The 8,142-nt window shown below is 40.2% G+C and carries 7 protein-coding genes; 6 read left to right on the plus strand and 1 reads right to left on the minus strand.

The window, feature by feature from the left end:
• Positions 1 to 317 precede the first annotated feature (317 nt).
• From QZ379_RS11030 to QZ379_RS11045, 4 genes are all read left to right on the plus strand, one after another.
• Positions 318 to 992, plus strand: a complete 675-nt coding sequence (locus QZ379_RS11030; RefSeq protein ID WP_291564502.1) for an efflux RND transporter periplasmic adaptor subunit — start codon at positions 318 to 320, stop codon at positions 990 to 992.
• Between the two features lie 17 nt (positions 993 to 1,009).
• Positions 1,010 to 1,720, plus strand: coding sequence for a PmeII family type II restriction endonuclease (locus tag QZ379_RS11035; protein WP_291564505.1), 711 nt, complete (start codon positions 1,010 to 1,012; stop codon positions 1,718 to 1,720).
• A gap of 2 nt (positions 1,721 to 1,722) precedes the next feature.
• Positions 1,723 to 3,534 carry a DNA cytosine methyltransferase gene (dcm, locus tag QZ379_RS11040; RefSeq protein WP_291564508.1) on the plus strand — a complete coding sequence of 604 codons (1,812 nt, stop codon included), beginning with the start codon at positions 1,723 to 1,725 and terminating at the stop codon, positions 3,532 to 3,534.
• A gap of 154 nt (positions 3,535 to 3,688) precedes the next feature.
• Complete coding sequence (locus QZ379_RS11045) at positions 3,689 to 4,657, plus strand: calcium/sodium antiporter (protein ID WP_291564511.1); 969 nt, start codon at positions 3,689 to 3,691, stop codon at positions 4,655 to 4,657.
• Positions 4,658 to 4,741: 84 nt separating this feature from the next.
• On the opposite strand, the gene trpS is transcribed toward QZ379_RS11045, so the two are convergent.
• A complete protein-coding gene (gene trpS / locus QZ379_RS11050) occupies positions 4,742 to 5,833 on the minus strand; it encodes a tryptophan--tRNA ligase (protein ID WP_291564514.1) in 1,092 nt (363 codons plus the stop codon).
• Between the two features lie 303 nt (positions 5,834 to 6,136).
• Between trpS and QZ379_RS11055 the strand changes: the two genes are divergently transcribed.
• Positions 6,137 to 6,871: a (Fe-S)-binding protein gene (locus QZ379_RS11055; protein ID WP_291564517.1), complete on the plus strand. Its 735-nt coding sequence runs from the start codon at positions 6,137 to 6,139 to the stop codon at positions 6,869 to 6,871.
• Positions 6,868 to 8,142: LUD domain-containing protein (locus QZ379_RS11060; protein ID WP_291564519.1), on the plus strand; the 1,275-nt coding region annotated here is incomplete at its 3' end. The genes QZ379_RS11055 and QZ379_RS11060, both read left to right, overlap by 4 nt.

Genomic DNA, 8,142 nt, shown 5'->3' on the forward strand with positions numbered 1-8,142 from the left:
TCAGCTCGTCCTCCTTCTTCCACACCTTGCCCGCTATCTCCTGCAACTGCGGAACCTCCGAGCGATGCGATTTTCTTTTCCAATTTCGCCTTATCGAGCAGATCGGTATTGCCGGAGAGCAACGCCATGTATTCCGAGAAGTTCATGCCCGACTTCTCTGAACGCGCCGATTGAGAAACCGTGACACGTACGTGTTACGCGCGTGACACGAACGTGTTCCGAGCGCGTCACGAACGTGTTCCACCCGTTACACGAACGTGTTCCGCTTTCTACGTCGAAGAGTTTCCGGAACTTAGCTTAAGCTTTCTATAAAAGATTTGCGCATCTATCACTATATCAGCGGAATGACCAGTTCTGATTATCAGACAAGATACAGGGCATATTCACTTCGGCAGACAAAAACCACACGAAGCTATACTTTCATTTCACGACCTTACAGAGTTACAGAGCTTTCATTCCGTGTGGGAGGACCGGTAAAAACATTCGATGTACAGAACGGACAGTTCTTCAGAAAAGGAGAACTGATAGCCTCGATTGACGACCGCGACTATATTATACGTCAGAAAAGAACAGCCACAACACCGGCACAGGCTGAATCGGAATACAGAAGGATTTCAGCACTTTATGAACGCGACAACATCTCGGCAGCAAGCTTCGAAAAGGCACTGGCGGACTATGAGAAAGCCAGGACCGATTATGACGATGCCACAAACGCACTTAACGACACAAAGATATACGCACCATTCGACGGATATGTACAGCAGACTCATATAGAGAAATATTCCGACGTAAAACCTTCCGTACCGGTAGTGACATTCATCGACCTGTCGAAGGTAAAAGCCGAAGCATATATCACGGAAAGTATGGCAAGCTCTTTCCAGAAGAAAGAGCAGATGGATATAACCGCCGGTTTCAAATGTGGTTGTCTGAGGAAATATAAAATCTTCGTTTTTGATATAAACGAAGATTTTTTAGTATGTTTGCAATTGTAATCATAACATTAAACAGAATGACAGAGGAACAAAAAAAAGCAATAATAGAAAGTGGGAAAAATTATTTTCGCACATCTATCATACCCAATCATATTAAAAATCTTAAGAAGCTACGACTTAAAGACTTTGATATAAACCCATTTCTCATTAATTACCTTTCAGCCTTTTTATGTGGAGACACAACACCTAAATCAATGGCCAAAGCTTTGGTTTACCCACGTATTTTAGGAACCAGCCTAAACACAAGTTTCGGTCAGAACATACAAATCTTTATATCCCAACTTGCTCAAGTTGCAGGTTGTGCATCCGGTATCGATGGAATTGATATAGAATTTATCGATGAACTTGACGGCAGAAAAAAGTATTGCCAATGTAAAGCCGGGCCACAAACCATAAACAAAGATGATGTTGACACCATTTTAGGACATTTCAAACGTCTTATAGGAAAGGCTCGATTAGACAGGATACCAATACAAATGGATGACATGATTGTCGGGGTATTATATGGTGAAAGGGTTTCAGCAAACTATAAGACTATTGCAACTACTTATCCAGTGTATTGTGGAGCAGAATTTTGGGAACATATTACAGGAGATAAAACATTCTATTACCAATTAGCCAAAGCATTTGGTGAAGTAGTTGAAGAAGACGGCATTGACGGAAGTGCACTTATTTTACAAAAAATAGAGGAAATAGCCGAAGAAATAACTAAAAAGGGCAGTTTATAAATATGCAATTCATTTCAGAAAATAATCTTGCAGCTTTAATAGGGACATCAAACGCAACTGTTCAAAAATGGGCAGAGAATGGAACTTATCCATCTCATACTGAAAATGGTATAAAAGGCTTCTATCTTGAAGAACTAACCACAATACCAGAAGTAAAAGAAATATTAGACAGTAACTGGAATAAGGAATTCCAAACAACCCCAATCCGTGAATATACTTCTGTAGAACTTTTTGCAGGTGGTGGCGGACTTGCACTTGGACTTTCAAAAGCAGGGTTCAAACATGTTTTACTAAATGAATTCGATAAATCAGCATGCAATACACTTCGTATTAACCGCCCTAAATGGAATATAATAGAAGGAGACGTACGCCATATCAATTTTACGCCTCTTCGCAATAAAGTAGATTTCTTATCAGGAGGATTTCCATGCCAGGCATTCTCTTATGCCGGTAAACAAGGAGGATTCAATGACACACGTGGCACACTTTTTTTTGAACTTGCAAGAGCTGTAAATGAAATTCGTCCTAAGGTATTTATGTGTGAAAATGTCAAAGGACTGGTTTCACATGACGACGGTAGGACATTCAATACAATAAAAAATACTATTGCAGAACTTGGATATACATTAGTAGAACCACGTGTTCTAAAAGCTATCATGTATCAGGTTCCGCAAAAGAGAGAAAGACTGATACTTATTGCTATCAGAAACGACATTGCATCAAAAGTCAATTTCCGTTGGCCATCTCCTTACACACAAGTTCTCACTTTAAGAGATGCTCTCTATAAAAGTGTTATATACGATACAGATGTTCCTAAATCTGAAGGTGTAAGCTATCCAATTAAGAAACAAAAGATTCTTGAATTAGTTCCACAGGGTGGAGATTGGCGTAATCTTCCAGAAGAAATTGCAAAGGAATATTTAGGCGGAAGTTGGTTATTGGGAGGAGGAAAAACAGGAATGGCACGCCGTCTGTCACTGGATGAACCATCTCTTACATTAACCTGCTCACCATGCCAAAAGCAAACAGAGCGCTGTCATCCTCTTGAAACACGTCCATTGTCAGTTAGAGAATATGCCAGAATACAAACATTCCCGGACGATTGGCTTTTTGCTGGTACGATGAGTGATAAATACAAACAAATAGGTAACGCTGTACCTGTAAACCTTGCTTGTGCCATAGGAAGATCCCTGATCAGGCTATTTAATGATATCCAAACTATTATGCCAACAAAAACTTGTGACTGTTCAGAAGCGGTATCACAAGTGTTAAAAGAACTTCAAGAGAATGAAACTGAAAAACTATATGAAAAGAAAATTGATACAATAAAGAAAAAAGATATAAAAATCAAACAACTTAATTTTATTGATTTGCTCACTGAATATCCAAACGGTATCATATCAAATACATTAAAAGAAATGGAATCTGATGGATATTGCGAATCAAATAGAATCAATATAGACAAGAATGTGTTAATATGTCTTGTTAAGAAAGATAATACAAAAAAGTTTATCAACAAAAACGCAACAATCTATTATACGGGGAAAAGATTCCCTTCTACAATAGACTTAGATAAATTATACTATTTTATTCCTTATCTAAGTGGAATGGGAATACGCGATTTATACAAGATTAAAATAGCACGTGTAGGAACAAGGAAAGAAGGAGAAATAGACAACAATCCTTCAGAATACAGACTTGTCTTTGAAATTGAATATGTTAAAACATTATTCCCTGAATATAGACAGATACCTCTTGAAATTTGGCATACATATGCAGACATGATATTAAAAAAATTAATTTCATCATTCTGAGCCAAAGTCAGATAAGGATTTTAACATAAAGTCGTGTATATAACCCTCACAACTTTAAACATCATTCAAATGGTATTTAAATACTATTTAAAACCTGTTTAAGGATATTATAATGTGAGTTGAAAATAGTTTTTTAAACAATAAACTAAAAGTTATGATTTGGAATATCTTTATATTGGTTGCAGGTCTGGCATTGATATTGGCAGGAGCCAACGCACTGACAGACGGAGCCGCATCGGTGGCTAAACGGTTTAAAATATCCGACCTCGTAATCGGTCTTACTATCGTGGCATTCGGTACGTCTGCACCTGAGCTGGTAATAAGCCTCCTGTCTTCAATACAGGGCAGCGCGGAAATGGCGATTGGTAATGTGGTAGGTAGCAATATCTTCAACATACTTATGATTATAGGCTGTACGGCTATGGTACTCCCTATACAGGTGGGACAAGGCACAATGAGCAAGGAAATACCTCTGGTTATTCTTTCTTCGTTCGTACTTGCCTTTATGGCTAATGATATCTGGCTTGACGGTGGAACCAGCAATGTAATAGGCCGTGCCGACGGACTTGTACTGTTGGCTTTCTTCCTTATATTCATGCGTTACTCTTTCTCCATAGCCCGCAATCAGGAGGGAGAATCAGAAGAACAGAAAATAGCTGAAATGCCGGTATGGCGTTCTTCAATATATATCCTTGGCGGACTGGCAGGACTGATTTTCGGAGGACAATGGTTTGTGGAAGGCGCAAGCGGTATAGCCTCATCACTTGGAGTAAGCGACTCAATTATAGGTCTGACACTCGTAGCCGGAGGTACATCATTGCCTGAGCTTGCCACTTCAGTGACAGCCGCTCTGAAGAAAAATCCGGGAATAGCCATAGGAAACGTAATAGGAAGCAACCTGTTCAATCTGTTCTTCGTACTGGGATGCAGTGCTTCGGTATCGCCACTGCCTATGGGAAATATCAACAATATTGACATTCTGGTACTTGTACTGTCTTCTGTACTGTTCTGGCTGGTAGGCTGGTTCTTCAAAAAACGTACTATTACAAGAATCGAGGGTGCCTTACTTGTGGCTTGTTATATAGCTTACACAACATATCTTATCATGCAGCAACAGGCATAAACAGACATATATATAAAGAAAAACGTCCGGAGCGATAAACACTTTATCATCCGGACGTTTTTCAGTTATATACTAATTCAAGAATTATTCGGCAAAACGTTTAGCCTGTTCGGATATGAGTTCTACATCATCAAAATAATTGATTTTCATTGCCTTGCGGACTTCATCCATTGTCTGTGCAGCTGTTTCGCGTGCCACTTCGCAACCTTTCTTCAACATTTCGTAAACTGCCGGGATATCTTTTTCGAACTCGCTGCGGCGTTCACGGATAGGACCAAGTTCTTCCTGCATGATGGCTGCAAGGAACTTTTTAACCTTCATATCGCCAAGACCGCCACGGGTATAGTGAGCTTTCAGTTCGTCAAGGTTCGGATAATCCGGCAAGTAACGTCCGAAGTGTTCAGGACGGCAGAATGCGTCAAGATATGTAAAAACACAGTTGCCTTCCAGTTTTCCCGGATCACTAACCTTGATGTGTGTAGGGTCTGTATACATACTCTTTACTTTCTTTTCCACTTCATCAGCTGAGTCAGACAAATAGATACAGTTTCCGAGTGATTTACTCATCTTAGCCTTTCCGTCTGTTCCCGGAAGACGAAGACATGCTGCATTGTCAGGAAGCAGGATTTCAGGTTCTACCAGTGTTTCACCGTAAATATGGTTGAAACGGCGGACAATTTCGCGTGTCTGCTCTATCATTGGTTCCTGGTCCTCACCAACAGGAACTGTAGTAGCCTTGAACGCTGCTATATCTGCAGCCTGGCTGATAGGGTATGTAAAGAAACCTACAGGGATACTTGTTTCGAAGTTACGCATCTGAATTTCAGTCTTCACTGTTGGGTTACGCTGAAGACGTGAAACAGTAACGAGATCCATGAAATAGAAACTCAACTCGCAAAGTTCCGGGATCTGTGACTGAATAAAGATAGTAGATTTGTTTGGGTCAAGACCTACAGCAAGATAGTCAAGAGCCACCTCAATAACATTCTGACGAACTTTTTCAGGATTGTCTATATTGTCTGTCAAAGCCTGTCCATCAGCTTCGAAAACGAATATCTTATCAAACATTCCAGAGTTCTGGAGTTCTACACGACGACGCAGAGAACCCACATAATGACCTATATGAAGCTTACCGGTTGGGCGGTCGCCGGTCAGTATAATTTTTTCTTTTGCCATATATTAATTTATTAATAATTTCGATTTGCCGCAAAAATACAAAATAAAGAAGTATGAATGAAGAAATCTATTATATTTATCATTATTCATGATACAATGTTTGAATCGTCTGAATCATAAATTTCTACTGAATAATGATGACATAAGATTTTAGCCACTTTAAAAAAAGTCCATCAATTTGTTAACAGAGTCATGTCACAGTCATATAAACAACAGAGGTTCATTACTTTTTTATTTTTATTCTCTTGTTTATTCGATAATAACGCATAACTTTGTTTATACAGAAACAAAATAGACAAAAAGATGAAAGTAGGATTATTTATTCCCTGTTATATCAATGCTGTTTATCCCGAAGTTGGGGTTGCTTCATATAAGCTTCTTAAAAGCTTGGGGGTAGATGTTGACTATCCGTTAGACCAGACCTGCTGCGGACAGCCTATGGCGAATGCAGGGTTCGAAAACGAATCGAAGGAATTAGCCAAGCGATTCGATAGATTATTTGAAAGCTATGATTATATAGTCGGGCCTTCTGCCAGTTGTGTAGTATTCGTGCGCGATCATTATGGCAATCTGCTAGAAAAACATCGTTGTGCCAGCGAAGGCAAGATATACGATATCTGCGAGTTTATTCACGATGTTGTGAAACCGTCTTCCCTTCAGGCTTCATTTCCTCATAAAGTAAGTATCCAGAACAGTTGTCATGGAGTACGTCTGATGAAACTTTCTTCTCCAAGCGAATTGAACATACCTTATTATAATAAGTTGCGCGATTTGCTGTCGTTGGTGAAAGATATCACAATTGTAGAACCGGAACGTCCCGATGAGTGTTGTGGCTTTGGCGGTATGTTTGCCGTAGAAGAGCACGATGTATCAGGGCAAATGGGACGTGATAAAGTAAAACGTCACATGGCTACGGGAGCCGAATATATCGTAGGAGCCGACGGTTCTTGCCTGATGCATCAGAACGGTATTATCTCTCGTGAAAAACTTCCTATAAAGACCATTCATATTGTTCAAGTATTAGCTGCAGGATTATGAGTACAAAACATTCAAAAGCTGCCGGAAAGTTTCTGGAGAATAAAGGACTGGCAGCATGGCACGATGAAACATTGTGGATGGTTCGTGCCAAACGTGATAAAGTAAGCAAAGAGGTTCCTGAATGGGAACATCTGCGTGATATGGCATCTGCTATAAAGATGTACAGCAACAGTCATCTGGAGCAGTTGCTGATAGAGTTTGAAAAAAATGCCTTAGCCAACGGAGCTCATGTATATTGGGCAAAAGATGCCGATGAGTACTGTTCCATTGTCTATAATATTTTGAACGGACATAAGGTGAAGCATTTTATCAAAAGCAAATCAATGCTGGCTGAGGAATGTGGACTGAATGAATTTCTTGAAAATAAAGGTATAGAGGTCGTAGAAAGCGATTTGGGAGAACGTATTCTCCAGCTGATGCATAAACGTCCAAGTCATATCGTACTTCCTGCTATCCATGTTAAGAAAGAAGAAATCGGAGAGTTGTTCGTCCGTGAGATGGGAACAGAACCCGGCAATAATGATCAGACCTATCTTACCCATGCTGCCCGTAAAAACCTGCGTCGTAAGTTTATCGAAGCCGAAGCAGCTATGACAGGGGCTAATTTTGCTGTTGCTTCAACAGGAGAATGCGTCGTTTGTACAAACGAAGGTAATGCCGATATGGGAACATCGCAGCCAAAACTTCAGATAACAGCATTCGGTATGGAGAAAATTGTACCGGACCGTAATGCACTGGGAGTATTTACCCGTCTGCTTGCCCGTTCAGGTACCGGACAGCCTATCACAACCTATACATCTCATTATCGGAAACCTCGCAAGGGAGGAGAGTTACATATCATCATTGTTGATAATGGCCGAAGCCGTATTTTGGCCGATCAGGAACATCTCAAAACCTTGAACTGTCTTCGCTGTGGAGCATGTATGAATACATGTCCTGTATATCGCCGTTCGGGAGGTTACTCATATACTTACTTTATCCCCGGTCCTATAGGTATCAATCTGGGTATGCTGAAAGCACCTCTTCATTACTATGATAACGTATCGGCATGTTCTTTGTGCTATTCATGTCAGAACGTGTGTCCTGCAAAGGTGGATCTGGCAGATCAGATTTATCACTGGAGACAGCAACTGCATACATTGGGGGCAGCCAGTTCTTCCAAGAAACTGATGTCAGGTGGTATGAAATTCCTTATGTCGCGTCCGGCATTATTCAATTTCGCTTTAAAAAATGCTCCGATTGTAAACTCATTGCCTCGAGGCATGATATAC

Source organism: Bacteroides sp., assembly GCF_019417265.1.
GTDB lineage: Bacteria > Bacteroidota > Bacteroidia > Bacteroidales > Bacteroidaceae > Phocaeicola.